This window comes from Salmonella sp. 2020_1395 (assembly GCF_043848115.1).
Taxonomy (GTDB): domain Bacteria; phylum Pseudomonadota; class Gammaproteobacteria; order Enterobacterales; family Enterobacteriaceae; genus Salmonella; species Salmonella enterica.
The window spans coordinates 384,125-409,069 of sequence record NZ_JBCMFH010000002.1; the positions used below are offsets into that span (position 1 = coordinate 384,125).

Below are 24,945 nucleotides of genomic sequence, written 5' to 3' on the forward strand. Positions count from 1 at the left end.
AAAACGATCAATCCGCTCTCAATGGGCTATTTAAAGCACTTGCAATGACCGATGGCTCTTTTACCATTAACCATTATTGTTGCAGCTAACCAGGACATTATTTATGGCTTTTATCTCCTTTCCACCGCGTCATCCTTCATCGTCAGCCCGCCTGCCGCTGACGCTGATCGCGCTTGACGACTGGGCGCTGTCGACCATTACCGGCGTAGACAGTGAAAAGTATATTCAGGGCCAGGTCACCGCTGACGTAAGCCAGATGACTGAACAGCAACACCTTCTCGCCGCCCACTGCGATGCTAAAGGTAAGATGTGGAGCACTCTGCGCCTGTTCCGTGAGCGCGACGGTTTCGCCTGGATTGAACGCCGTAGCGTGCGTGAAGCACAATTAACGGAGCTGAAAAAGTACGCCGTATTTTCCAAAGTGGTCATCGCGCCGGATGACGAACGCGTATTGCTTGGCGTGGCCGGTTTTCAGGCCCGCGCGGCGCTGGCTAATGTCTTTAGCGAACTGCCCAATAGCGAAAATCAGGTGGTCAGAGACGGCGCCTCCACGCTGCTATGGTTTGAACATCCTGCGGAACGATTCCTGCTTGTCACCGATGTCGCGACGGCCAACATGTTAACAGAGAAGTTGCATGGCGAAGCCGAACTGAATAACAGTCAACAGTGGCTGGCATTGGATATTGAAGCAGGCATTCCGGTGATTGACGCGGCGAACAGCGGTCAGTTTATCCCCCAGGCGACTAACCTACAGGCGCTGGGCGGCATCAGCTTCAAGAAAGGCTGCTACACCGGACAGGAGATGGTCGCACGGGCAAAATTCCGCGGCGCCAATAAACGCGCGCTTTGGTTGCTGGCGGGCAAAGCCAGCCGGGTACCGGAAGCAGGAGAAGATCTGGAGCTACAGATGGGCGAGAACTGGCGTCGTACCGGCGCTATTCTGGCGGCGACACAGTTGGACGATGGTCAGTTACTGGTTCAGGCCGTCATGAATAACGATTTAGAAGCCGAAAGCGTCTTCCGTGTTCGCGACGATGCCAACACCCTGCATATCGTCCCGCTGCCTTACTCGTTGGAAGAGTGATATCACGTTAAAAGCCGGATAGCCTGATAGCGCAACGCCATCAGGCTCGCACGTGCTGCTCTCGTAGGCCGGATAAGGTACGACAGCGCCGCCATCCGGCACGGGCATCCGGGAATTACGCCTGTCCCACATACAAATAGATGGCCAGGAAGTGGCACACGCTGCCGCCCAGCACAAAGCCATGCCAGATGGCGTGGTTATAAGGTATGCGTTTGCAAACATAGAAAATTACGCCCAGCGAGTAAACGACGCCACCTACCGCCAGCAGCGTCACGCCGCCTATCGCCAGCTTAATCGCCAACTGATAAACCACTATCAGCGACAGCCAGCCCATTGCCAGATACGTAACCAGTGAAAGCACTTTAAATCGGTGCGCAATCGTCAACTTGAAGAGGATACCGAATAGCGCCAGGCTCCAGATCACAATCATTAGTCCGCGCGCCAGCGGCGAATCCAGACCTACCAGCAGAAATGGCGTATAGGTTCCGGCAATGAGCAGATAGATAGCGCAGTGATCAAATTTCTTTAACCAGATTTTTGCCCGCTGATGAGGAATGGCATGATAAAGCGTTGAGGCAAGAAAAAGCAGGATCATGCTCCCGCCATATAAACTGTAGCTGGCGATAGCCGTCATACCCGCATTCGCCTCTACCGCCTGAACCAACAACAGCACCAGGCCGACAATACCAAATACCAATCCAATGCCGTGGCTAATACTGTTGGCGATTTCCTCAGCCAGCGAATATCCCTGCGTCATTAATGGTTTTTGCACCATAACTTACTCCGGAGAAACGTTCATAACGATGAACTGCGCCTCTAGCGTAACTGAGAATGGTTCCAGTGAACACATGTTAGCTAAAATAAATTCTCAAAATTAAATTTTGCTTATTATTCAATAAGTTAATTACAAAAACTCAACTAACACGCGTTCATATTTATCGAAGGCATTTAAAATCAATCACATAAAATTGCGTCTGGTTGGGATAGATTTCAGCAATGACCCGTTTCAGCTCATCAAGCGACATATTTTCCTGTTGCGCATGTTTTTCGTTCAGCGTATCCAGCGTCACAGTTGACGTTCCTGTCACTTCGATTGTGCAAAAATAGCCATCATCTTCGAACCGCCCCACGCGTAGCACATCGCCTGCTTTAAAGTGGGACTCGGAGGCATCACGAATAGTGATGGTTTTACGCCCTGCCAGAATGTCATTCTGGAAACGTTGAAAGAAAGTAATGTCATTTGGCTGCATGTGGTTATCCCCCTGAATATGGCCCCTTGAAGCGGATGTTACGATCTGAATATGTTCTTGTCCCGACACGCAAGCACCCTGGAATTTTGCGTACGCTTTACATGCCATTTGGTGCAGAATGAATGATAACAGACTAAATAAATTGAGATTATGCAACAATGAGAAAACTCACCCTGCCAAAAGATTTTTTATGGGGCGGCGCGGTTGCCGCCCACCAGGTTGAAGGCGGCTGGAATAAAGACGGTAAAGGCCCCAGCATCTGCGACGTGCTAACCGGCGGCGCACACGGCGTGCCACGCGAAATCACCCAGAATGTCGTTGCTGGCAAATACTATCCGAACCACGAGGCGGTGGATTTTTACGGACATTACAAAGAAGACATCCGTCTTTTCGCCGAAATGGGGTTCAAATGCTTCCGTACCTCTATTGCCTGGACGCGTATCTTCCCGAATGGCGACGAATCCCAGCCAAACGAGGCCGGTCTGAAATTCTACGACGACATGTTTGATGAATTGCTCAAATACAACATCGAACCGGTCATCACCCTTTCCCACTTTGAAATGCCATTACATCTGGTACAGCACTACGGCGGCTGGACCAATCGTAAGGTCGTTGATTTCTTTGTCCGTTTTGCTGAAGTCGTGTTTGAACGCTACAAACATAAGGTCAAATACTGGATGACCTTCAACGAAATTAACAACCAGCGAAACTGGCGCGCGCCGCTGTTTGGCTACTGCTGTTCCGGCGTGGTGTATACCGAGCATGAGAATCCAGAAGAAACCATGTATCAGGTCTTACATCATCAGTTTGTCGCCAGCGCGCTGGCGGTAAAAGCGGCACGTCGTATTAATCCACAGATGAAAGTGGGTTGTATGCTGGCGATGGTCGCGCTGTATCCTTTCTCCTGTAAACCAGAAGATGTGATGTTTGCTCAGGAGTCGATGCGTGAACGCTACGTCTTTACCGATGTGCAGCTGCGCGGCTATTACCCGTCCTATGTGTTGAACGAGTGGGAGCGCCGCGGATTTAACATCAAAATGGACGATGGCGATCTTGAAGTGCTGCGCGAAGGCACCTGCGATTATCTTGGTTTCAGTTATTACATGACCAACGCGGTCAAAGCCGAAGGCGGTAGCGGCGATGCGATTTCCGGTTTTGAAGGCAGCGTACCGAACCCCTATGTTAAAGCCTCTGACTGGGGCTGGCAGATTGACCCGGTGGGCCTGCGTTATTCATTGTGTGAACTGTACGAACGCTATCAAAAGCCGCTGTTTATTGTCGAAAACGGTTTTGGTGCTTACGACAAAGTAGAAGAAGATGGCGGCATCAACGACGACTACCGCATTGACTACCTGCGCGCCCATATTGAAGAGATGAAAAAAGCGGTGACTTACGATGGTGTCGACCTGATGGGCTACACGCCGTGGGGCTGCATCGACTGCGTGTCGTTCACCACCGGTCAGTACAGCAAGCGCTACGGCTTCATCTACGTGAACAAGCACGATGACGGTACGGGCGATATGTCGCGTTCGCGTAAGAAAAGCTTCAACTGGTACAAAGAGGTGATTGCCAGCAACGGCGAGAAGCTTTAACTCCTGCACGTTACCCGCCAGTCGGCGGGTAACACTTTGAACGAGTCTTACCAGGTCTTACCTATTTTAAATTCCCAGCGTACATCTTCCATTTTGGTTGGCGACTTCGCTTCCTGCATTACCGGGAAGAAGGCTCCGGCACCAAACCATAATTTCAGTGAATCGACGGCAATATTAAATGACGGACCAACAACCCATTCGGTAGTTCCAGAATGGTTATTAATTACGCTGCCATTAGACAGTTTTTTCGTTCCAGAGGCATTATTGCTGTAGGCACTTTCCAGACCAAGATCCAGCGGTAAATCGCTAAACATATACCGCACTTGGGTATTCCACTGGAATTCGTTACCTCGTTTCACGTCCTGGTTACCGCGCTCAAATGGTCCCTGATATACAAAACCCATATCCCCTTTAATGTTAGGAGTAAATAATTTTGTTAAAGTGAGTGTTACTCTTCCTCCCCAGGCGCTATTCCCAGGCAAATGATTATCTCCATCTTGCCCGGTGGGTAGTAATAATGCCCCGCCTACCGTAACCCAAAACGGATCACCTCTTCGCTGGCTCATTAAAGCATAATTGACCCCCACCGATTGGTCGCCCATTCCCTCTATATGCTCAGGAGACAGATTGTCTCGTTTGTTATTGATATAGGAACCCACTGTTGATAATTCCAGTCTGTCGGTCAAACCGTAACGAATCTTCAATAACCATATCTGGGAGTAAACATCCGGACTTCCGTGCCCCTCGATTTGATGATCTTTATCGCGAAATGAGCTATTCACGGCGGTTAATAACTTTCCTTCCGGCAATACTGAACCACCAGAAATAGCGGTATTAACTGGTGCACCTAATAGATTACTGGGATTATTTTCTCCGTTAGCTGCCATTGCATTCATTAATAGAAAATATGTCATTAATGGCAGAAATATAAATCGTTTCATTATTCCCTCCAGGTATAAAAAACAAAGCGCTAAGTTAATAAATATTTACGTTATTTATGCTTATTTTTAATTTATAATTTAAATTAATAACTTGATGAATTTAATATACGGAAATTTTTGTAACTATATTGAGAGGTAAATAACGATTCCGGAGAGAAACTATTTGTAACCACATGTAAATATACTGTGTTGTTTTGATTAAATAACAGCAAGGTAAAAATGATGCACAATGAATCATTAGACTCTAAAAAACCGGTAATTTAATTCTGGCTAATACACTGATACAAACGCCAGGTTGCCTGACAGGAGCCAACGATTTACTGTAATGTATTGAATTAGTAACACTTTGTAGCCTGAATAAGGCACTCACACTGCATCCGACATAAACAAAACGCACTTTATTAACAAGCTGAAAAGGCGCCGAAGCGCCTTTAGAAAACAGTCGAATCAGTAAATTACTGGTAGTCGCTAATCGGTACGCAGGAGCAGAACAGGTTACGGTCGCCATAAACATCATCCAGACGTTTCACCGTCGGCCAGTATTTGTCTGCCACGCCTGCCGGGAATACGGCAACTTCACGGCTGTACGGATGCGCCCACTCGGCGACCAGTTCGCTCTGAATGTGCGGCGCGTTCACCAGCGGGTTATCTTCCAGCGGCCAGACACCGGCTTTCACCTGGTCAATCTCTGCGCGGATAGCCAGCATCGCATCGATAAAGCGATCCAGCTCGGCCTTACCTTCAGATTCCGTCGGCTCTACCATCAGCGTGCCCGCCACCGGGAACGACATGGTTGGCGCATGGAAACCGTAGTCGATCAGACGCTTGGCAATATCCAGCTCGCTGATGCCGGTTTCTTCTTTCAATGGGCGAATATCAAGAATACATTCGTGCGCCACACGGCCATCGCGACCAGTATACAGTACCGGGTACGCGTCTTTCAGACGGCTGGCAATGTAGTTAGCGTTAAGAATCGCGACCTGGCTTGCCTGCTTCATGCCTTCTGCGCCCATCATGCGGATGTACATCCAACTAATCGGCAGAATGGAGGCGCTGCCGAACGGCGCCGCAGACACCGCGCCCTGACGGGTGAGCATGCCTTCAATTTGCACCACGCTATGACCCGGTACGAACGGTGCCAGATGCGCTTTCACGCCGATCGGTCCCATGCCTGGGCCGCCGCCGCCGTGCGGAATGCAGAAAGTTTTATGCAGGTTAAGATGCGAAACGTCCGCGCCAATAAAGCCCGGTGAGGTAATGCCGACCTGAGCGTTCATGTTCGCGCCGTCAAGGTAAACCTGACCGCCGAACTGGTGCACAACTTCACACACCTCACGGATCGTTTCTTCATACACGCCGTGGGTGGAAGGATAAGTCACCATGATGCAAGAGAGGTTCGCAGCATGTTGTTCTGCTTTTGCCCGCAGATCGTCCAGGTCGATGTTGCCGTTCTTATCACAGGCGACTACCACCACCTGCATTCCTGCCATATGTGCAGAAGCAGGGTTAGTGCCGTGAGCAGAGGCCGGAATCAGGCAGATATCGCGATGCCCTTCGTTGCGGCTTTCGTGATAGTGACGAATCGCCAGCAGCCCCGCGTATTCCCCCTGTGCGCCGGAGTTAGGCTGCATACAGACGGCGTCGTACCCGGTGAGTTTCACCAGCCAGTCAGAAAGCTGGCTAATCATCTGATGATATCCTTCCGCCTGTTCCGGCGGGCAGAACGGATGCAGTTCAGCGAATTCCGGCCAGGTGATAGGGATCATCTCGGCGGCGGCGTTCAGCTTCATGGTGCAGGAACCCAGCGGGATCATCGCCTGGTTCAGCGCCAGATCTTTACGCTCCAGCGAGTGCATATAGCGCATCATCTCGGTTTCGCTGTGGTAACGGTTAAATACCGGATGCGTCAGAATCGCATCGTCACGCAGCATACTTTGCTGAATGGAACGGCTATCAAGCGCCACGTCTTTATCCAGTGTTTCAATGTTCAGACCGTGGCTGTCGCCCAGCAAAACATTGAACAACTGCGCCACATTCTCACGGGTGGTGGTTTCATCGAGCGTAATACCCACCGCGTTATGAATATCGCTGCGCAGATTGATCTCTGCCGCTTCCGCACGCGCCAGTACCGCAGCTTTATCAGCTACTTCCACACACAGGGTGTCGAAGTAGTGCGCATGACGCAGCTTTAAGCCTTTCTGTTGCAGACCTGCCGCCAGAATATCGGTCAGGCGGTGGATACGATTCGCAATGCGTTTCAGGCCAACCGGTCCATGATAAACGGCATACAGACTGGCGATGTTAGCCAGCAGTACCTGCGAGGTACAAATGTTGGAGTTCGCTTTCTCACGACGGATATGCTGCTCGCGAGTCTGCATCGCCATGCGCAGTGCGGTATTGCCCGCCGCATCTTTTGAGACGCCGATAATACGGCCTGGCATGGAGCGTTTAAATTCGTCTTTGGCGGCAAAGAATGCCGCGTGCGGGCCACCGTACCCCATCGGTACGCCGAAGCGTTGCGCAGAGCCGAAAACAATGTCCGCGCCCTGTTTACCCGGCGCGGTAAGCAGCACCAGCGCCATAAAGTCAGCGGCGACGCTGACAATCACTTTACGGGCTTTGAGTTCGCTAATCAGCGCGCTGTAGTCGTGAATTTCGCCCGTGGAACCAACCTGCTGCAACAGCACGCCAAACACATCCTGGTGATCCAGTGCTTTCGCCGCGTCATCCACAATGACGTCAAAGCCAAAGGTTTCGGCACGCGTACGCACGACGTCCAGAGTTTGCGGATGGACATCAGAGGCGACAAAGAACCGGTTGGCATTTTTCAATTTGCTGACGCGCTTTGCCATCGCCATCGCTTCAGCGGCGGCGGTCGCTTCATCCAGCAGCGAGGCGGAAGCCATGTCCAGCCCTGTCAGGTCCAGCGTCACCTGTTGGAAGTTGAGCAGCGCTTCCAGACGCCCCTGAGAGACTTCCGGCTGATAAGGAGTGTAGGCGGTATACCAACCCGGATTTTCCAGCATGTTGCGCAGGATAACCGGCGGTAGCTGCACGGCGGTGTAGCCCATGCCAATATAGGACGTGAAGCGCTTGTTACGCCCGGCGATGGCTTTTAATTCCGCCAGTGCGGCATATTCGGTTGCCGCCTCGCCAACCTGCGGCGGAGTCGCGAGCTGAATGTCTTTCGGCACAATCTGACCTGTCAGCGCGTTTAACGACTCGGCGCCAACCGCATTCAGCATCTCTTGTTGCTGTGCGGCGTCCGGTCCGATGTGGCGTTCAATGAAAGCGCCGCGGTTTTCAAGCTGGCTTAACGTCTGTGTCATGGGCGATGGTTCCTGAAACGTGCAGTGAATCGTGATTGTCTCTAACTCAATTGCCCGGTGGCGCTGACGCTTACCGGGCCTACGCGTGCGAAAACGAATACGCAAAATAATTCGCGTTGCAGTGAGTAGGCCGGATAAGCATTAGCGCCATCCGGCACAACATTATTCGTCTTCTAACAATGCCTCGTACGCGGTGGCATCCAGCAGCGATTCAAGTTCGCTTTCATCGCTGGCTTTGATTTTAAAGATCCAGCCACCGGCATACGGTTCGCTGTTCACCAGCTCCGGGGAGTCGCTCAGCGCATCGTTTACCGCCACGATCTCGCCGCTTACCGGCGCATAAATGTCGGACGCCGCTTTTACGGACTCCGCCACGGCGCAGTCATCACCCGCGCTGACGGTCGCGCCGACTTCCGGCAGATCAACAAAAACCATGTCGCCCAACAGCTCCTGAGCGTGTTCAGTAATGCCAACGGTGTAAGTGCCATCCGCTTCTTTACGCAGCCATTCGTGTTCTTTGCTGTATTTCAGTTCTGCGGGTACGTTGCTCATCAATTAATCTCCAAAAAAGGATGAATCACGCGACGGCTTTGCCGTTACGCACAAAAACAGGTTTAGTCACTTTTACCGGCATTTCACGGTTACGAATTTGTACAATCGCCGTCTCGCCGATGCCCGCCGGAACGCGCGCCAGCGCAATGCTGTAGCCCAACGTTGGGGAAAACGTCCCGCTGGTGATAATGCCTTCTTGCTGATTGCCCTGCGCATCGGTAAAACGCACCGGCAGTTCATTACGCAATACGCCTTTCTCGGTCATCACCAGACCGACAAGCTGCTCATGGCCTTTTTCACGCTGCATCTCCAGCGCCTCACGGCCAATAAAGTCGCGGTCAGCAGGTTCCCAGGCGATAGTCCATCCCATATTAGCCGCCAGCGGAGAGATACCTTCATCCATCTCCTGACCGTACAGGTTCATGCCTGCTTCCAGACGCAGCGTGTCGCGCGCGCCAAGACCGCACGGCTTCACGCCCGCCTCCACCAGCGCACGCCAGAAATCCGCCGCTTTTTCATTCGGCATGGCGATTTCATAGCCTGCTTCGCCGGTATAACCGGTGGTGGCGATAAACAAATCACCCGCCTGAACGCCGAAGAACGGCTTCATACCTTCTACTGCATGGCGCTGTTGGTCAGTAAACAGAGTCGCCGCTTTTTCCTGCGCATTCGGCCCCTGTACCGCAATCAGCGACAGGTCGTCACGAACGGTGATGTCGATGGCATAAGGTTCAGCGTGTTGGGTAATCCAGGAGAGGTCTTTTTCGCGGGTGGCGGAGTTAACAACGAGACGGAAGAAATCTTCAGTGAAGTAGTAGACGATAAGGTCATCAATCACGCCACCCGATGCGTTAAGCATACCGGAGTAGAGGGCTTTACCCGTCTTCGTTAGCTTCGCGACGTCGTTTGCCAGCAGATAACGCAAGAACTCCCGGGTGCGGCTGCCATGAAGATCGACAATGGTCATATGCGATACATCAAACATCCCGGCATCGGTGCGCACAGCGTGGTGTTCATCAAGCTGAGAGCCGTAATGCAGGGGCATCATCCAGCCATGAAAATCGACCATGCGGGCGCCGCATAGCGTGTGTTGTTCGTACAAAGGCGTCTGTTGGGCCATCTTTTCCTCGTTGAATTAGCGGGGGCTAACAACCATTTTCATGGGAAATCTTCGCCACGAAACCTGGCATCGACGCCCTTTTTCCTGCGCCGACGCAAACGTTCTCTTGCTCCTGAACTTACCACCGAACCAGGCGCTAAACCATAAGGCTGAATTTACCATCACATTAGCTTATGACTAAAAAACGCTAAAATCCCATCAGCACAAAAAACCACTATTACGCTAAATAACCGCCATAAAAATGAAGCTGATACGATTTATCACAACATAAATTAATATTAAATGCGGAAAAAATGTCGAAAATCGCGTTCGCTAAAAATAATGACATTAGAAAATATAATGCGAAATAGGCGGTGAAATTAGATTATTTCAAACGAGGAAAGCCCCCCGGCGCGATAGCCGGGAAAGCAAAGTGTGACGGGTTTCAAACTCTTGCTGGCGTGCAGTCAGACGCTTAACGAAGCCATTGCGGAAGGTCGTTTAGCCCCATTGCCTGGCGAAGCAGTTGGGGTTTGACGCCGGGGAGCGTGTCCGCCAGTTTCAGTCCGATGTCGCGCAGCAATTTTTTTGCCGGGTTTTCGCCGGCAAACAGGTCACGAAAACCTTGCATCCCGGCAAGCATCATCGCCGCACTATGTTTACGGCTACGCTCATAACGACGGAGATAAAGATGTTGGCCAATGTCTTTGCCCTGGCGCTGAAGCCGGCGCAGATCGTCCACCAGTTCGGCCGCGTCCATAAAGCCGAGGTTGACGCCTTGCCCTGCCAGCGGATGGATGGTGTGCGCGGCATCACCGACCAACGCCAGACGATGCGCGGCAAACTGGCGAGCATAGCGGCCCGTCAGCGGAAAAACCTGCCGTTCGCTTTCCAGGCGGCATAAGCCCAGCCGATTATCGAAGGCGATAGTCAACGCCTGGTTAAACGCCTCGTCGCCGCTCTGTTGCATACGCTCCGCATCCTGCGGAGAAAGCGACCAGACAATGGAACACAGATGCGGATCGCTTAACGGCAAAAACGCCAGAATACCTTCACCATGAAACACCTGGCGAGCAACCGCGCCGTGCGGCTCTTCGGTGCGGATAGTCGCTACCAGCGCATGGTGACGGTAGTCCCAGAAAGTTAAGGGAATATCCGCTTTGTTACGCAGCCAGGAGTTGGCGCCATCCGCGGCAATCACCAGACGCGCGGTTAACATCGCGCCGTCTTTTAAAGTCAGGAAGGCGTCGTTCTCCCCCCAGGCGACCTGCTGTAACTCCGCTGGCGCCATTAAGGTGATATCCGCCGCTTGCTGCGCTTTTTGCCACAGTGCATAGTGAATGACGCTGTTTTCAACAATATGCCCCAGATGGCTATATCCCATGCTTGCGTCATCAAACGTAATACGGCCAAAGCTGTCTTTATCCCAGACTTCCATACCGTGGTAGCAACTTGCCCGTCGCGCCACAATGTTTGACCATACGCCAAGACGGGTAAGCAGTTTTTCGCTGGCGGCATTAATCGCCGACACCCGAAGCTGAGGCGGCGCATCGTTCGCCAACGGCTGGGGAACAACGTGATCCAGTACCGCAACGCGCAAACCGCTCCCCTGCAAGCCGCAGGCGACAGCCAGTCCCACCATGCCTCCGCCAACTATTGCTACATCAACACTTTGCACTATTTACTCCTGGAAACCGGAACAATCAAACCGTAGGCCGGATAAGGCGAAGCTGCCATCCGGTATTTTTACGAACACGATGCCGGATGGCGGCGTAAATGCCTTATCCGGCCTACAGATCTGCTTAACGCGCAACCCAACCTAAGGTCCGCTGTGCCAGCGCATCGCGCGCAGGCGGTAATAATTCCATCGCCATTAAACCGATATTGCGCCCAATAACCAGCGGCGCCCAACGATTTGCAAACACATGGACCAGACCGTTCGTTACGCCAATCGTCGTATCCCGGTCAACCTGACGACGCTGCTGATAGCGCGATAACACGTGCCAGGCGCCAATATCCTCGCCCGCGTCCTGTGCCGCGACCAGCGTTTCCGCCAGGCTCATGACATCGCGCAGACCGAGATTAAACCCTTGTCCGGCGATAGGATGCAACGTCTGCGCCGCATTGCCGACCACGACAGTCCGGTGAGTAAACACTTTCGCCGCCGTAGTAAGGGCAAGCGGATACGCGCTGCGCTTACCCGCCTGAGTAATTCGCCCCAGCCGCCAGCCGAACGCGGCCTGCAATGCATGGCAGAACTGCGCGTCGGACCAGCTCAGCACCTCATCGCGCTGGTCGAGCGGGTGACACCAAACCAGCGAACATCGGCCATGCGACATCGGCAACATCGCCAGCGGGCCATTGGGAGTAAAACGTTCAAAGGCGCGTCCCTGATGCGGGATAGCGGTCGCGACATTCGCTATCACCGCTAACTGTTCGTAAGGCTCCTGATGCCAGTCAACGCCGCAGGCTGACGCGAGCGCGGAGTGGGTACCGTTAGCCGCCACCAGCACGCTGCCAGCTATCACATTGCCGTTTTCCAGAGTGACGTTAACCTGCTGTTGGGTACGCGACACGCTGGCTACGCGCTCCGGGCAGTGCAGCGTAACGCCTGGCGCTTTACGCAAGAGCGCAAACAGACGCAGCCCGATATCATGCAGCTCCGCAACGTGCCCCAACGCTGCCAGACTGTAGTCCTGCGCGTCGAGAGTCACAAATCCGGCATGGCCGCGATCGCTGACGTGTACGGTGTTGATTGCCGTTGCGCAATCGGAAATCGCCTGCCAGACGCCAATTCGCGCCAGTTGCTGACAAGTGCCCGCCGCCAGCGCAATCGCTCTGGCGTCAAAGCCGGGATGACCGTCGGCTTCAGGCGCTTTCGCTTCAATCAGGTGTACCGGCAACGTCCCATGACTGAACTGAGAGATGGCCAGCGCCAGCGTCGCGCCTGCCATGCCGCCGCCAACGATAATGACGCTCATTGCTGCCGCGCCGCCGCCATTAATGCTTCAATGTCATCCGCCTTCTTCACAACGCCAGCGGTCAGGTTTTCATTACCGGTTTCGGTAATGACAATGTCATCTTCAATTCGAACGCCAATGCCGCGATACGCTTCCGGCACGTCGGCATCCGGCGCGATATAGAGGCCTGGCTCTACGGTCAGCACCATGCCCGGCTCCAGGGTACGGGAGCGATCCGGCCCATAAACGCCGACATCATGAACATCCAGCCCCAGCCAGTGGCTCAAGCCATGCATAAAGAAAGGACGATGCGCATTTTCGGCAATCAGTTGATCAACCTCTCCTTGCAAAATCCCCAGCTTCACCAGCCCGGTTATCATGATGCGCACGACTTCGCCGGTCACCTCCTGAATAGAGGTACCAGGACGGAACAGTCGCAGGCTGGTCTCCAGCGATTCCAGAACGATGTCATAAATTTCACGCTGAGCTGGCGTAAATTTCCCGTTCACCGGGAAAGTACGCGTGATGTCGCCCGCGTAACCTTTATATTCACAGCCCGCGTCGATAAGCACTAAATCGCCGTCGCGCATTTCACTTTCGTTTTCAGTGTAATGCAGAATACAGCCATTTTCGCCGCTGCCGACAATGGTGTTATAGGAGGGATAGCGCGCGCCGTGGCGATTAAATTCGTGGTGAATTTCCCCCTCCAACTGATACTCAAACATCCCCGGACGGCATTTTTCCATCGCGCGGATATGCGCCAGCGCGCTAATTTCCCCGGCACGGCGCAGGACAGCAATCTCTTCCGGCGATTTGAACAGGCGCATCTCATGGACGATCGGTCGCCAGTCAGTCATGGTGGCCGGCGCGGTCAGATTCTGGCGGGAGCCTTTACGCAGCTTCTCCAGCGCAGCCAGAACAATTTCGTCGGCATACGCATATTCGCCCTGCGCGTGGTACACCACATCCAGACCATTAAGCAACTGAAAGAGTTGCTGGTTGATTTCGCTAAACGCCAGCGCCCGGTCAACGCCCAGTTTTTCCGGCGCGGCATCCTGTCCTAAACGGCGACCAAACCAGATTTCCGCCGTCAGGTCGCGAACGCGGTTGAACAAAACGCTGTGGTTGTGGGTGTCATCACTCTTAATCAGTACCAGCACGGCTTCCGGTTCGTTAAAACCGGTGAAATACCAGAAGTCGCTACTCTGGCGATACGGATATTCACTGTCTGCGCTGCGCGTCGCCTCCGGCGCGGCAAAGATCAGCGCGGCGCTGCCGGGCTGCATTTGCGCCAGTAATGCCTGGCGACGGCGTTGGTATTCCTGCTGAGTCATGACATGGCCTCCATTTCGTTTTTTCTTAGTGTAGCGTCGGTTTACGCACTTCCGGCGCGGTCGGCTGTTGGCGCGTGAAAGTGTCATGACATAACAGCGCCGCAACACGGACATATTCGATGATCTCTTCGAGCGACATCTCCAGCTCTTCCTGATCTTCGCTCTCATCATAACCAAGCTGCGCAATATTACGCAGGTCGTCAATCGCTTCACCCGTTTCGCCGGTGACTTTATCAAGTTTAGGCTGCGTTACGCCGAGGCCAAGCAAAAAGTGGTTAACCCACCCGGCTAATGCATCTGCGCGATCGAATACGCTGACATCGTCGCCTTCAGGCAGATAAAGCTGAAAAAGAAAGCCGTCGTCTTCTAGCGCGTCGCTGGTCGCCGCGTGCATTTTGCGCAGCGCCTGAGCAAGCTCATGCCCGAAGGCCAGACCTTCGTTCGTCAGGTCGTGCAACAGCGGCTGCCATGAGCTGTCGTTGTTGCCGCCGCAAATCATCCCGCTGATTAAACCATGCATTTCAGCCGGGGTCAGACCGGCCCCTTGTTGATTCAAAAACCGGTTCATTTCGTTGTAACCAGGCATTTCGTTCTGTATAGACATAAGCATTCGTCATCAAAGGGAGGATATTCATGATATGCTACCACTTTGGACCCTGGTGAACCAGAAAAGGGCTTGTATCTTCACACCAGGGTAGCTATAGTGTCGCCCCTTCGCGGACCCTGGGTCTGGAGACGAAGGCAGCGCAGTCAATCAGCAGGAAGGTGGCATGTCTGCACAACCCGTCGATATCCAAATATTTGGCCGTTCACTGCGAGTGAATTGCCCGCCTGACCAAAGGGATGCGTTGAATCAGGCTGCGGACGATCTGAATCAGCGGTTGCAAGATCTGAAAGTTCGCACTAGAGTCACAAATACTGAGCAGTTGGTTTTCATTGCCGCATTGAATATCAGCTATGAGTTAACTCAGGAAAAAGCGAAGACCCGCGATTACGCGGCGAGCATGGAACAACGTATTCGGATGCTACAACAGACCATCGAACAGGCGTTGCTTGATCAAGGTCGCATAACCGAAAAAACGGGCCAAAACTTTGAATAACACTTTTCGCTTTACTATGGTAAAGTGATTGTGAAAACAGAATTTCTCTGAGATGTTTGCAAGCGGGCCAGTCCCCTGAGCCGATATTTCATACCACAAGAATGTGGCGCTCCGCGGTTGGTGAGCATGCTCGGTTCGTCCGAGAAGCCTTAAAACTGTGACGACACATTCACCTTGAACCAAGGGTTCAAGGGTTACAGCCTGCGGCGGCATCTCGGAGATTCCCCTTCTGACTGGCGACAGCCATGACGCAACTTCCCGAACTCTCTTTATCACGACAAGAAATCCGCCGAATGATTCGGCAACGTCGCCGTGTGCTAACGCCAGAGCAGCAACGCCGTTTTGGTCAACAGGCCGCCGCCCGAATGCTCAGCTTTCCTCCCGTCGTGATGGCGCACACTGTCGCCGTGTTTCTCTCCTTTGATGGCGAACTCGACACCCAGCCGCTGATTGAACAGCTATGGCAAGCGGGCAAGCGCGTCTACCTTCCGGTTCTTCATCCCTTCAGCCCTGGCAACCTCCTGTTCCTGCACTATCATCCGCAGAGTGCGCTGGTGACCAACCGCTTAAAGATCCGGGAGCCACGGCTTGATGTCCGCGACGTATTACCGCTGGCAAAGCTGGATGTGCTGGTAACGCCGTTAGTGGCGTTTGACGAAGACGGGCAGCGCCTGGGGATGGGCGGCGGATTTTATGACCGTACGTTGCAAAACTGGCAGCAGCATAAGATCCAGCCCGTGGGCTACGCGCATGATTGCCAGTTAGTAGAAAAGCTGCCGGTTGAAGAGTGGGATATCCCGCTGCCTGCGGTGGTGACGCCGTCCAAAATTTGGGAGTGGTAGCCGTGTTTTGCCGATTGACAGCGTCGCTTTTTTGACCTAAATTTCTCGGTGAAGGGTGAGGGAGGCGAACCTCCCTCCTGCGTACTCTCTGTTAATATGCTGGCGTAGCGATGATTAACAGGATCAGCAGCATGATGACGTATCTCATCATCGTCCCTTTCCTTTTTAGAGCCCCTGCTTCGGTAGGGGCTTTCCCGTTTCAGCGCTATGCTGAGCCCTTATCGTAAATTCCTTTTATTGCTGTACAACACGCAACGCTGCCTTTAATTACCAATTGCGGCAAGGCTCGAAAACAGAATGTATGCGTTACACGAAGAGATGTTGAGGCAGGGAAACCAGAAGAAAGGATGGGCAGGTCATCTCCTGCCCATTTAGAGGAAATTAGTACAGCAGACGGGCGCGAATGGTGCCCGGAATCGCCTTCATCGCCAGCAGCGCTTTCTCCGCCACATCGCCATCGGCTTCTATATCAATTACCACATACCCCATTCGGGCGGAGGTTTGCAAATACTGTGCGGCAATGTTAACGCCCTGCTCGGCAAAGATCTGGTTAAGCGCGGTCAATACGCCCGGGCGGTTTTCGTGGATGTGCATCAGGCGACGACCGCCGTGCAGCGGCAGCGACACTTCCGGGAAGTTCACGGCGGACAGCGTCGAGCCGTTATCCGAGTACTTAATCAGTTTTCCTGCGACTTCCAGACCGATGTTTTCTTGCGCCTCCTGCGTCGAGCCGCCGATATGCGGCGTCAGGATCACGTTATCGAATTCGCACAGCGGAGAGGTAAACGGATCGCTATTAGTGGCCGGTTCCGTCGGGAAGACGTCGATAGCCGCCCCCGCCAGATGTTTCGTCGCCAGCGCGTCGCACAAAGCCGGGATATCCACTACCGTACCGCGCGCGGCGTTAATCAGCAGCGAACCCGGCTTCATCAGGGCAATCTCTTTTGCGCCCATCATGTTTTTGGTGGAGGCGTTTTCAGGTACGTGCAGACTGACCACATCGCTCATATTCAGCAATTCAGACAGGTGCTGCACCTGAGTTGCGTTACCAAGCGGCAGTTTATTTTCAATATCATAGAAATAGACATGCATCCCCAGCGATTCCGCCAGAATGCCCAACTGCGTTCCGATATGGCCGTAACCGATAATGCCAAGCTTTTTACCGCGCGCTTCGAACGATCCCGCCGCCAGTTTATTCCATACGCCGCGGTGCGCTTTGGCGTTCGCTTCCGGCACGCCGCGCAGCAGCAGCAATAGCTCGCCAATCACCAGCTCCGCCACGGAACGGGTATTCGAGAATGGCGCGTTAAAGACCGGAATACCGCGTTTTGCCGCCGCATTTAAATCCACCTGGTTGGTGCCGATGCAAAAACAGCCAATCGCCACCAGCTTCTCTGCGGCGTTAATCACTTCTTCTGTCAGATGAGTACGGGATCGCAGACCGATGAAGTGGGCATCGCGGATGGACGCTTTCAACTGTTCAGCGTCCAGCGCGCCCTTGTGATATTCAATGTTGGTGTAACCTGCCGCACGAAGGCTTTCCAGCGCCTTTTGATGCACCCCTTCAACCAGCAGAAATTTAATTTTATCTTTCTCCAGCGATACCTTTGCCATTTCCCCGATCCTGTCTTTTTTTGCCATCTGATGTTGTGTATGGATTTGCATCCGTCCTTCAACATATCAAAAAAAATTATCACGGCAATATGAACGTTTGCGCCAGCGTCGTGAAGGAATCGCATACAGCGGGAAATAGCAGATGAAAATACCGGGAATAACTTTTTCTTTGGAGGGATCGGCAGGGCAAACAATTAAACGTGATACATGTCACCAAATTTGCCCTGACCGAATTTTTTACGCGGCAGGAAATACGCCTGGCGGGATCATTTTACGATGGTTTTCACCCCGTCCGGCGTGCCGATCAGTGCGACATCGGCGCCACGGTTGGCGAACAACCCTACGGTCACGACGCCCGGAATCGCGTTAATGGCGTTTTCCAGCGCGATGGGATCAAGGATTTCCATACCATAAACATCCAGAATCACGTTGCCGTTATCCGTGACCACGTTCTGACGGTACTCCGGACGCCCGCCCAGCTTCACCAGTTGACGAGCGACCGCGCTGCGCGCCATCGGAATCACTTCGACCGGCAACGGGAATTTGCCAAGAATATCCACCTGTTTAGAGGCATCCGCAATACAAATAAATTTCTCTGCCACGGAAGCAATAATTTTCTCACGGGTTAATGCCGCGCCGCCGCCTTTGATCATCTGCATATGACCGTTGATTTCGTCCGCGCCATCGACATAGATACCCAGGCTATCCACTTCGTTGAGGTCAAACACATGAATACCGAGGCCTTTGAGTTTTTCAGTCGAGGCGTCCGAGCTGGAGACCGCGCCTTCAATCTGGCCTTTCATTGTGCCCAGCGCATCAATAAAGTGTGCGGCCGTTGAGCCTGTACCAACGCCCACAATGGTGCCGGGCTGTACATACTGAAGTGCCGCCCATCCTACCGCTTTTTTCAGTTCATCCTGCGTCATAGATCGTTTCGCCTGTGGTGTGAAAATACAGCCGCATTATAGAACATTGTCGGGAAAAATCTCCGTGTCCGTACACAGGCTACGGATTTCATCTGTACCGACGGCAAATTTATGTCATAGTGCGGAAAAAAATAACAGGAGCATGACACAACAATGAAACGTCCGGACTACAGAACACTACAGGCGCTGGATGCCGTTATACGTGAACGAGGATTCGAGCGCGCCGCCCAGAAGCTGTGCATCACACAATCCGCCGTCTCACAGCGCATAAAACAGCTTGAGAATATGTTCGGACAACCTTTGTTGGTGCGTACCGTTCCTCCTCGCCCCACGGAGCAAGGGCAAAAATTACTGGCTCTGCTGCGTCAGGTTGAACTGCTGGAAGAAGAGTGGCTGGGCGATGAACAAACCGGCTCTACGCCGCTGCTGCTGTCGCTGGCGGTTAACGCCGATAGTCTGGCGACCTGGCTGCTTCCGGCGCTGGCGCCGGTGCTGGCGGACTCCCCTATCCGTCTCAATTTACAGGTGGAAGATGAAACGCGCACGCAAGAACGTCTGCGGCGCGGCGAGGTAGTGGGCGCGGTGAGTATTCAGCATCAGGCGCTGCCCAGTTGCCTGGTGGACAAACTGGGCGCGCTCGACTATCTGTTTGTCGCGTCAAAGCCGTTTGCCGAGCGCTATTTCCCCAATGGCGTTACCCGGTCGTCGCTGCTGAAAGCGCCCGCCGTCGCGTTCGACCATCTGGATGATATGCATCAGGCCTTTTTGCAACAGAATTTCGATCTACCGCCCGGCAGCGTGCCGTGCCATATCGTTAATTCATCCGAAGCGTTTGTACAGCTTGCGCGTCAGGGCACGACCTGCTGCATGATCCCTCACCTGCAGATTGAGAAAGAGCTGGAAAGCGGCGAGTTGATCAACTTAACGCCTGGTTTGCTACAGCGCCGGATGCTTTACTGGCACCGCTTTGCCCCGGAAAGCCGGATGATGCGCAAAGTAACCGACGCGCTGCTGGAGTACGGGCACAAGGTGCTGCGTCAGGATTAGCCTCTCAATGAATGCCGGATGGCGGCGTGAACGTCTTATCCGGCCTGCATGACCCATTATTCCCCCGTCGCTTCTTTGAAATTCATCACAAAATCATTGCGTTCAGGCGGCAAAAAACGCGAACACCGGGAGAAAACGCGGCCTGGAAGCGCCCAGGCCGGGCGAGGTTACTGCGTGCTGGCGGCCGTGGTTGACGTCTGCCCTGTTCCAGGTTCAAGCTGGAATACCACATCGACCTGATCGTCGAACTGAATGGTCGGCTGCTCGTAAGTTTCCTGCGCGGATACCGGCGCAGCATCTGCGGCTTTCATCATTCGCACCACCGGACTCGGCTGATAATTAGAGACATGGTAACGAACGCTGTAAACCGGCCCCAATTTGCTGTTAAAACCGGCTGCCAGCGCTTGCGCCTGATGAATCGCGTCATCAATGGCGGCTTTACGGGCCTTGTCTTTATAGGCGTCCGGTTGCGCCACGCCCAGCGATACCGAACGAATCTCGTTCAGACCCGCCTTCAGCGCGCCGTCCAGCAGCGAATTAAGTTTATCTAACTGACGCAGCGTCACCTCAACGGTTCGCACCGCGCGATACCCTTTCAGAATGCTTTTACCGTTTTGGTAATCATAATCCGGCTGCGTGCGCAGATTCGCCGCGCTAATGTCTTTTTTCGCAATCTGATTTTGCTCAAGGAAGGAAAGATATTGCGCCACGCGCTCATCGGCCTGCTTCTTCGCCGTCGCCGCATCCTTCGCCGCGACGTTCACTTCAATCGCTAAGGTGGCGATATCAGGCACAGCATCGACGCTTGCCGTACCGGAAGTCACGATGTGCGGGCCTTCCGGCAATTCGCTTGCCTGCGCCGACATTGCACTTAAACCCACTAATGCCGCCAGGGCCATCACTTTGAACTTCACAGTCTCTCCTCCATATTGCAGTCATTGCCCTGATATACAGGGCGCATGCAGGCAAGCTTAGCGGATATCGGCCTGTTGTCCATCAGACAACGCTTAGTTGAAAAGCGCGTGCATATGCGCGACGCCTTCCCGCGCCAGTTGGAAGGCGATAAGCCACATCACCACCCCTACCAGAATGTTGATAATGCGTTGAGCTTTCGCCGTACGCAGTCGAGGCGCAAGCCAGGCCGCCAGTAGCGCTAACCCAAAAAACCATAAGAACGACGCGCTAATCGTGCCGAGGGCGAACCAGCGCTTTGGCTCCATAGCCAGTTGTCCGCCGAGACTGCCCAACACGACAAACGTATCCAGATAAACGTGCGGATTCAGCCAGGTTACCGCCAGCATCGTAGCAATAATTTTCCAGCGCCCCTGCTTCATAACCTCGGCGCTGGCCAGCTCCAGATTACTGCTCATTGCCGTTTTCAGCGCGCCAAAACCGTACCATAACAAGAACGCGACCCCGCCCCATGTGACCAGCGCCAGCAGCCACGGCGACTGCATCAGCAACGCGCTACCGCCAAAAATACCGGCGCTAATCAGGACTAAATCACTTAACGCGCAAAGCAGCGCTATCATGAGGTGGTACTGGCGACGAATTCCCTGATTCATCACAAACGCATTTTGCGGGCCAAGCGGAAGGATCATGGCAGCGCCAAGGGCAAACCCTTGAAAATAATAAGATATCACGTTAACTACCCTGAGCTGTTTTTCTTAAAGGCAGACTATAGCGCGGGAATATTATTAGCGGAAATTGATAATTTTAATCACTAATAAGAAAAGCTAATGAAGAGACTGAATAACGGATGGCGGCTACGCTTATCCGCTCAATAACCAGAGAATACTGGAGGCGGATAAGCGCAGCGCGGGAGAAAAATTACTCCGCGGCGTTATCTTTCACGCGTTTAAAATTGACGTCCATCTGCGGGTACGGGAAGCTAATACCAGCGGCGTCGAATTCACGTTTAATACGTTCCAGCACGTCCCAATAGACATTTTGCAGGTCGCTGCTTTTACTCCAGACACGCACCACAAAATTAATTGATGAGGCGCCCAGCTCATTCAAACGCACCGTCATTTCGCGATCTTTTAAAATACGATCGTCGGACTCGATAATCGTCGTTAGCAGCTGTTTCACCTGATCGATATCCGAATCGTAGGCCACCCCAATAATAAATTCGTTACGGCGAACCGGCTCACGAGAATAGTTGATGATATTTCCCGCGATAATTTTGCCATTCGGAATTACAATAATTTTGCCGTCTACCGCGCGCATTGTCGTGGAAAAGATTTGCACGTTCAGTACCGTACCGGCAACGCCGCCCAAATCGACATACTCACCGGCGCGGAACGGACGGAACATAACCAGCAATACCCCAGCCGCAAGGTTAGAAAGCGATCCCTGTAATGCCAGGCCAACGGCTAAACCGGCGGCGCCCAGTACTGCGATCACCGACGCCGTTTGTACCCCCACGCGACCCAGAGCCGCAATCAGCGTAAAAGCGATAACCCCATAGCGCACCAGCGCAGAAAGAAAGTCGGCCACTGTCGCATCAATATGACGCGCACGCATCAGACGATTTACCGTATTGGAAATCACACGCGCTACAATCAAGCCGATGATGATAATAGCGATAGCCGCAACAATATTCACAGCATAGCTGAGCAATAACGCCTGGTTGCGTACCAGCCAGGTGCCCGCACCATTTATGCTGTCGACAACATTCAAATCTTCCATTCAATATTCCTTGGTCATAGCAAAACAAGCAAATGAGATCATTCTCACGAAAAGAACTTTTTAAAGGTAAACAAAAACAGAGGAATATGCCATTTTTCGGCATCATCCCAAAAAAGGCAGGTACATTGTGTATTGGCCGGATGAAAGCGCTAACTAACGCCGCTCTCCGGGAATGACGATAAAAAAATGGCTTCCCGAGGGAAGCCATTTCAATCAGCAGACTATATTACAGAACGTCAATCGCGTTCAGTTCTTTAAATGCTTTTTCCAGACGAGCGATCATCGAAGTCTGGCCAGCACGCAGCCATACGCGCGGGTCATAGTATTTCTTATTCGGCTGATCTTCGCCTTTCGGGTTGCCCAGCTGACCTTGCAGATACGCTTCGTTTTCTTTGTAGTAGTTCAGAACACCTTCCCAGGTTGCCCATTGGGTATCGGTATCGATGTTCATTTTCACTACGCCGTAGCTTACGGAGTCTTTGATTTCCTGAGCAGTAGAACCGGAACCGCCGTGGAAAACGAAGTTCAGGCTGTTGTGCGGCAGGTTGTGTTTCTTAGAAACATAGTCCTGAGAATCACGCAGAATGGTCGGGGTCAGAACCACGTTACCCGGCTTGTAAACGCCGTGTACGTTACCGAAGGAAGCGGCAATGGTGAAACGCGGGCTGATTTTGCTCAGCTCAGTGTACGCGTAATCAACGTCTTCCGGCTGGGTGTACAGGGCAGAAGCGTCCATGTGGCTGTTGTCCACGCCGTCTTCTTCGCCACCGGTGCAACCCAGTTCGATTTCCAGAGTCATGCCAATTTTGGACATGCGCGCCAGGTATTTGGAGCAGATTTCGATGTTTTCGTGCAGAGACTCTTCAGACAGGTCAATCATGTGAGAAGAGAACAGCGGTTTACCGGTAGCCGCGAAGTGTTTTTCACCCGCGTCCAGCAGACCGTCGATCCACGGCAGCAGTTTCTTCGCGCAGTGGTCAGTGTGCAGGATAACCGGCACGCCGTAGTGCTCAGCCATCTGATGAACGTGATGCGCGCCAGAGATAGCGCCCAGGATTGCCGCGCCCTGAGGTACGTCAGTTTTCACGCCTTTACCCGCGATGAAGGACGCGCCGCCGTTGGAGAACTGAACGATGACCGGCGCTTTAACTTTTGCAGCGGTTTCCAGAACAGCGTTGATGGAATCAGTGCCCACGCAGTTAACTGCCGGCAGAGCAAAATTGTTTTCTTTTGCTACCTGGAACACTTTCTGTACGTCATCACCAGTGATCACGCCTGGTTTTACGAAATCAAAAATTTTAGACATGTTTCGTTGTCCTGTATCGTCGGGCTTTGGGAAAAAACACGGGCCGCCCTGAATGTCAGATCGGCGATAAATCAACGGGCAGGAATCCCTGCCCGTAACGATTACTTCTTAGCGCGCTCTTCGAGCATCGCTACGGCTGGCAGAACTTTACCTTCCACGAATTCGAGGAATGCGCCGCCGCCAGTAGAAATGTAGGAAATTTTGTCAGCAATGCCGAACAGGTCGATTGCCGCCAGGGTGTCACCGCCGCCAGCGATGGAAAACGCTTCGCTATCAGCGATGGCATTCGCCACGATTTCAGTCCCTTTACGGAAGTTCGGGAACTCAAACACGCCAACCGGGCCGTTCCACAGAATGGTTTTGGCATTCTTGAGGATTTCAGCCAGCTGCTGAGCGGAAGCATCGCCGATATCCAGGATCTGCTCGTCTTCTTTCACGTCGTTAACGGATTTCAGAGTCGCCGGTGCGGTTTCGGAGAACTCGGTGGCAACGCGAACATCGGTCGGAACCGGGATATCGCAAGTGGTCAGCAGACGTTTTGCTTCGTCAACCAGGTCAGCTTCGTACAGGGATTTACCGACGCTGTGGCCCTGAGCGGCAACGAAGGTGTTGGCGATACCGCCGCCGACAATCAGCTGGTCAGCGATTTTAGACAGGGAATCCAGAACGGTCAGTTTGGTAGATACTTTAGAACCACCAACGATAGCCACCATCGGACGAGCCGGTTCTTTCAGCGCTTTACCCAGCGCATCCAGTTCAGCGGCCAGCAGCGGGCCTGCGCACGCAACGTCAGCAAATTTGCCGATACCGTGGGTAGAAGCCTGCGCGCGGTGCGCAGTACCAAAGGCGTCCATCACGAATACGTCACACAGGGCGGCATATTTTTTAGACAGCGCTTCGTCGTCTTTCTTTTCGCCTTTGTTAAAGCGAACGTTTTCCAGAACCACCAGCTCACCTTCGGCCACGTCAACGCCGTCCAGGTAATCTTTGACCAGGCGAACCGGGTTAGACAGTTTGTCTTTCAGGTAGTTAACAACCGGCAGCAGAGAGAATTCTTCGTTGTACTCGCCTTCGGTAGGACGACCCAGGTGGGAAGTTACCATCACTTTCGCGCCCTGTTTCAGAGCCAGTTCGATGGTCGGCAGAGAGGCGCGGATACGCGCGTCGCTGGTCACTTTCCCTTCTTTAACAGGTACGTTCAGATCCGCACGGATAAAAACGCGTTTCCCGGCCAGATCCAGATCGGTCATCTTAATTACAGACATGGTGAATCCTCTC

General features: G+C 53.1%; 22 protein-coding genes and 1 other RNA gene. 6 read left to right on the forward strand and 17 right to left on the reverse strand.

The window, feature by feature from the left end; genetic code table 11:
- The first annotated feature begins 103 nt into the window (after positions 1–103).
- A complete protein-coding gene (gene ygfZ, locus ACH0WD_RS04420) occupies positions 104–1,084 on the forward strand; it encodes a tRNA-modifying protein YgfZ (RefSeq protein ID WP_000874176.1) in 981 nt (326 codons plus the stop codon).
- Positions 1,085–1,199: 115 nt separating this feature from the next.
- On the opposite strand, the gene ACH0WD_RS04425 is transcribed toward ygfZ, so the two are convergent.
- Positions 1,200–1,859, reverse strand: a complete 660-nt coding sequence (locus ACH0WD_RS04425; protein ID WP_000250289.1) for a hemolysin III family protein — start codon at positions 1,857–1,859, stop codon at positions 1,200–1,202.
- Between the two features lie 160 nt (positions 1,860–2,019).
- Positions 2,020–2,334: a N(4)-acetylcytidine aminohydrolase gene (yqfB, locus tag ACH0WD_RS04430; protein ID WP_001182977.1), complete on the reverse strand. Its 315-nt coding sequence runs from the start codon at positions 2,332–2,334 to the stop codon at positions 2,020–2,022.
- 158 nt (positions 2,335–2,492) lie between these two features.
- On the opposite strand from yqfB, the gene bglA reads away from it, so the two are divergent.
- On the forward strand, positions 2,493–3,926 hold the full coding sequence (gene bglA / locus ACH0WD_RS04435; protein WP_001230139.1) for a 6-phospho-beta-glucosidase BglA: 1,434 nt from the start codon (positions 2,493–2,495) through the stop codon (positions 3,924–3,926).
- Between the two features lie 47 nt (positions 3,927–3,973).
- Here bglA and ACH0WD_RS04440 read toward each other — a convergent pair whose 3' ends face one another.
- The 8 genes from ACH0WD_RS04440 to ACH0WD_RS04475 form a co-directional block, all read right to left on the reverse strand.
- A complete protein-coding gene (locus tag ACH0WD_RS04440) occupies positions 3,974–4,867 on the reverse strand; it encodes a transporter (RefSeq protein ID WP_000819373.1) in 894 nt (297 codons plus the stop codon).
- Between the two features lie 455 nt (positions 4,868–5,322).
- Positions 5,323–8,196: an aminomethyl-transferring glycine dehydrogenase gene (gene gcvP / locus ACH0WD_RS04445; RefSeq protein WP_000194965.1), complete on the reverse strand. Its 2,874-nt coding sequence runs from the start codon at positions 8,194–8,196 to the stop codon at positions 5,323–5,325.
- A gap of 162 nt (positions 8,197–8,358) precedes the next feature.
- Positions 8,359–8,748: a glycine cleavage system protein GcvH gene (gcvH, locus tag ACH0WD_RS04450; protein ID WP_001295377.1), complete on the reverse strand. Its 390-nt coding sequence runs from the start codon at positions 8,746–8,748 to the stop codon at positions 8,359–8,361.
- Between the two features lie 25 nt (positions 8,749–8,773).
- A complete protein-coding gene (gene gcvT / locus ACH0WD_RS04455; protein ID WP_000068738.1) occupies positions 8,774–9,868 on the reverse strand; it encodes a glycine cleavage system aminomethyltransferase GcvT in 1,095 nt (364 codons plus the stop codon).
- 454 nt (positions 9,869–10,322) lie between these two features.
- The gene (ubiI, locus tag ACH0WD_RS04460; protein WP_001192144.1) at positions 10,323–11,525 is read right to left on the reverse strand and encodes an FAD-dependent 2-octaprenylphenol hydroxylase; all 1,203 of its coding nucleotides are present in this window, start codon (positions 11,523–11,525) and stop codon (positions 10,323–10,325) included.
- Positions 11,526–11,649: 124 nt separating this feature from the next.
- Positions 11,650–12,828 (reverse strand): 2-octaprenyl-6-methoxyphenyl hydroxylase, encoded by a 1,179-nt coding sequence (gene ubiH / locus ACH0WD_RS04465; protein ID WP_000111143.1) that lies wholly within the window; start codon positions 12,826–12,828, stop codon positions 11,650–11,652.
- On the reverse strand, positions 12,825–14,141 hold the full coding sequence (gene pepP / locus ACH0WD_RS04470; RefSeq protein WP_000193682.1) for a Xaa-Pro aminopeptidase: 1,317 nt from the start codon (positions 14,139–14,141) through the stop codon (positions 12,825–12,827). Before pepP ends, ubiH begins: the two co-directional genes overlap by 4 nt.
- A gap of 25 nt (positions 14,142–14,166) precedes the next feature.
- Complete coding sequence (locus tag ACH0WD_RS04475) at positions 14,167–14,745, reverse strand: YecA family protein (RefSeq protein ID WP_000027236.1); 579 nt, start codon at positions 14,743–14,745, stop codon at positions 14,167–14,169.
- 166 nt (positions 14,746–14,911) lie between these two features.
- On the opposite strand from ACH0WD_RS04475, the gene zapA reads away from it, so the two are divergent.
- The 3 genes from zapA (at position 14,912) to ACH0WD_RS04490 (ending at position 16,083) form a co-directional block, all read left to right on the forward strand.
- On the forward strand, positions 14,912–15,241 hold the full coding sequence (gene zapA, locus ACH0WD_RS04480) for a cell division protein ZapA (protein WP_001276011.1): 330 nt from the start codon (positions 14,912–14,914) through the stop codon (positions 15,239–15,241).
- 41 nt (positions 15,242–15,282) lie between these two features.
- Positions 15,283–15,466, forward strand: a non-coding RNA gene (gene ssrS / locus ACH0WD_RS04485) — 6S RNA.
- 20 nt (positions 15,467–15,486) lie between these two features.
- Positions 15,487–16,083, forward strand: a complete 597-nt coding sequence (locus ACH0WD_RS04490; protein WP_006493293.1) for a 5-formyltetrahydrofolate cyclo-ligase — start codon at positions 15,487–15,489, stop codon at positions 16,081–16,083.
- Positions 16,084–16,464: 381 nt separating this feature from the next.
- Here the strand turns inward: ACH0WD_RS04490 and serA are convergent, their stop codons facing one another.
- Together serA and rpiA are read right to left on the reverse strand one after the other, a co-directional pair.
- Positions 16,465–17,697: a phosphoglycerate dehydrogenase gene (gene serA / locus ACH0WD_RS04495; protein WP_001151627.1), complete on the reverse strand. Its 1,233-nt coding sequence runs from the start codon at positions 17,695–17,697 to the stop codon at positions 16,465–16,467.
- Positions 17,698–17,963: 266 nt separating this feature from the next.
- On the reverse strand, positions 17,964–18,623 hold the full coding sequence (gene rpiA / locus ACH0WD_RS04500) for a ribose-5-phosphate isomerase RpiA (protein ID WP_000189741.1): 660 nt from the start codon (positions 18,621–18,623) through the stop codon (positions 17,964–17,966).
- A gap of 153 nt (positions 18,624–18,776) precedes the next feature.
- Here rpiA and argP point away from each other — a divergent pair, with 153 nt between their 5' ends.
- Complete coding sequence (gene argP / locus ACH0WD_RS04505) at positions 18,777–19,670, forward strand: DNA-binding transcriptional regulator ArgP (RefSeq protein WP_000828345.1); 894 nt, start codon at positions 18,777–18,779, stop codon at positions 19,668–19,670.
- A 167-nt stretch (positions 19,671–19,837) separates the two neighbouring features.
- On the opposite strand, the gene ACH0WD_RS04510 is transcribed toward argP, so the two are convergent.
- The 5 genes from ACH0WD_RS04510 to pgk form a co-directional block, all read right to left on the reverse strand.
- Positions 19,838–20,584, reverse strand: coding sequence for an oxidative stress defense protein (locus ACH0WD_RS04510; protein WP_000669854.1), 747 nt, complete (start codon positions 20,582–20,584; stop codon positions 19,838–19,840).
- A gap of 93 nt (positions 20,585–20,677) precedes the next feature.
- A complete protein-coding gene (argO, locus tag ACH0WD_RS04515; protein ID WP_000626863.1) occupies positions 20,678–21,313 on the reverse strand; it encodes an arginine exporter ArgO in 636 nt (211 codons plus the stop codon).
- A gap of 187 nt (positions 21,314–21,500) precedes the next feature.
- Entirely contained in the window at positions 21,501–22,361 is an 861-nt protein-coding gene (locus ACH0WD_RS04520; RefSeq protein ID WP_000389833.1) for a small-conductance mechanosensitive channel MscS, read from the reverse strand.
- A gap of 226 nt (positions 22,362–22,587) precedes the next feature.
- The gene (gene fbaA, locus ACH0WD_RS04525) at positions 22,588–23,667 is read right to left on the reverse strand and encodes a class II fructose-bisphosphate aldolase (protein ID WP_000034386.1); all 1,080 of its coding nucleotides are present in this window, start codon (positions 23,665–23,667) and stop codon (positions 22,588–22,590) included.
- A gap of 101 nt (positions 23,668–23,768) precedes the next feature.
- Positions 23,769–24,932 (reverse strand): phosphoglycerate kinase, encoded by a 1,164-nt coding sequence (gene pgk, locus ACH0WD_RS04530; protein WP_000111274.1) that lies wholly within the window; start codon positions 24,930–24,932, stop codon positions 23,769–23,771.
- Positions 24,933–24,945 lie beyond the last annotated feature (13 nt).

What these genes read in the sequence shown, in the direction of transcription:
- ygfZ (WP_000874176.1), top strand. Translation starts at nt 104, where the DNA reads ATGGCTTTTATCTCCTTTCCACCGCGTCATCCTTCATCGTCAGCCCGC.
- ACH0WD_RS04425 (WP_000250289.1), bottom strand. Translation starts at nt 1,859, where the DNA reads ATGGTGCAAAAACCATTAATGACGCAGGGATATTCGCTGGCTGAGGAA.
- yqfB (WP_001182977.1), bottom strand. Translation starts at nt 2,334, where the DNA reads ATGCAGCCAAATGACATTACTTTCTTTCAACGTTTCCAGAATGACATT.
- bglA (WP_001230139.1), top strand. Translation starts at nt 2,493, where the DNA reads ATGAGAAAACTCACCCTGCCAAAAGATTTTTTATGGGGCGGCGCGGTT.
- ACH0WD_RS04440 (WP_000819373.1), bottom strand. Translation starts at nt 4,867, where the DNA reads ATGAAACGATTTATATTTCTGCCATTAATGACATATTTTCTATTAATG.
- gcvP (WP_000194965.1), bottom strand. Translation starts at nt 8,196, where the DNA reads ATGACACAGACGTTAAGCCAGCTTGAAAACCGCGGCGCTTTCATTGAA.
- gcvH (WP_001295377.1), bottom strand. Translation starts at nt 8,748, where the DNA reads ATGAGCAACGTACCCGCAGAACTGAAATACAGCAAAGAACACGAATGG.
- gcvT (WP_000068738.1), bottom strand. Translation starts at nt 9,868, where the DNA reads ATGGCCCAACAGACGCCTTTGTACGAACAACACACGCTATGCGGCGCC.
- ubiH (WP_000111143.1), bottom strand. Translation starts at nt 12,828, where the DNA reads ATGAGCGTCATTATCGTTGGCGGCGGCATGGCAGGCGCGACGCTGGCG.
- pepP (WP_000193682.1), bottom strand. Translation starts at nt 14,141, where the DNA reads ATGACTCAGCAGGAATACCAACGCCGTCGCCAGGCATTACTGGCGCAA.
- ACH0WD_RS04475 (WP_000027236.1), bottom strand. Translation starts at nt 14,745, where the DNA reads ATGTCTATACAGAACGAAATGCCTGGTTACAACGAAATGAACCGGTTT.
- zapA (WP_001276011.1), top strand. Translation starts at nt 14,912, where the DNA reads ATGTCTGCACAACCCGTCGATATCCAAATATTTGGCCGTTCACTGCGA.
- ACH0WD_RS04490 (WP_006493293.1), top strand. Translation starts at nt 15,487, where the DNA reads ATGACGCAACTTCCCGAACTCTCTTTATCACGACAAGAAATCCGCCGA.
- serA (WP_001151627.1), bottom strand. Translation starts at nt 17,697, where the DNA reads ATGGCAAAGGTATCGCTGGAGAAAGATAAAATTAAATTTCTGCTGGTT.
- rpiA (WP_000189741.1), bottom strand. Translation starts at nt 18,623, where the DNA reads ATGACGCAGGATGAACTGAAAAAAGCGGTAGGATGGGCGGCACTTCAG.
- argP (WP_000828345.1), top strand. Translation starts at nt 18,777, where the DNA reads ATGAAACGTCCGGACTACAGAACACTACAGGCGCTGGATGCCGTTATA.
- ACH0WD_RS04520 (WP_000389833.1), bottom strand. Translation starts at nt 22,361, where the DNA reads ATGGAAGATTTGAATGTTGTCGACAGCATAAATGGTGCGGGCACCTGG.
- fbaA (WP_000034386.1), bottom strand. Translation starts at nt 23,667, where the DNA reads ATGTCTAAAATTTTTGATTTCGTAAAACCAGGCGTGATCACTGGTGAT.
- pgk (WP_000111274.1), bottom strand. Translation starts at nt 24,932, where the DNA reads ATGTCTGTAATTAAGATGACCGATCTGGATCTGGCCGGGAAACGCGTT.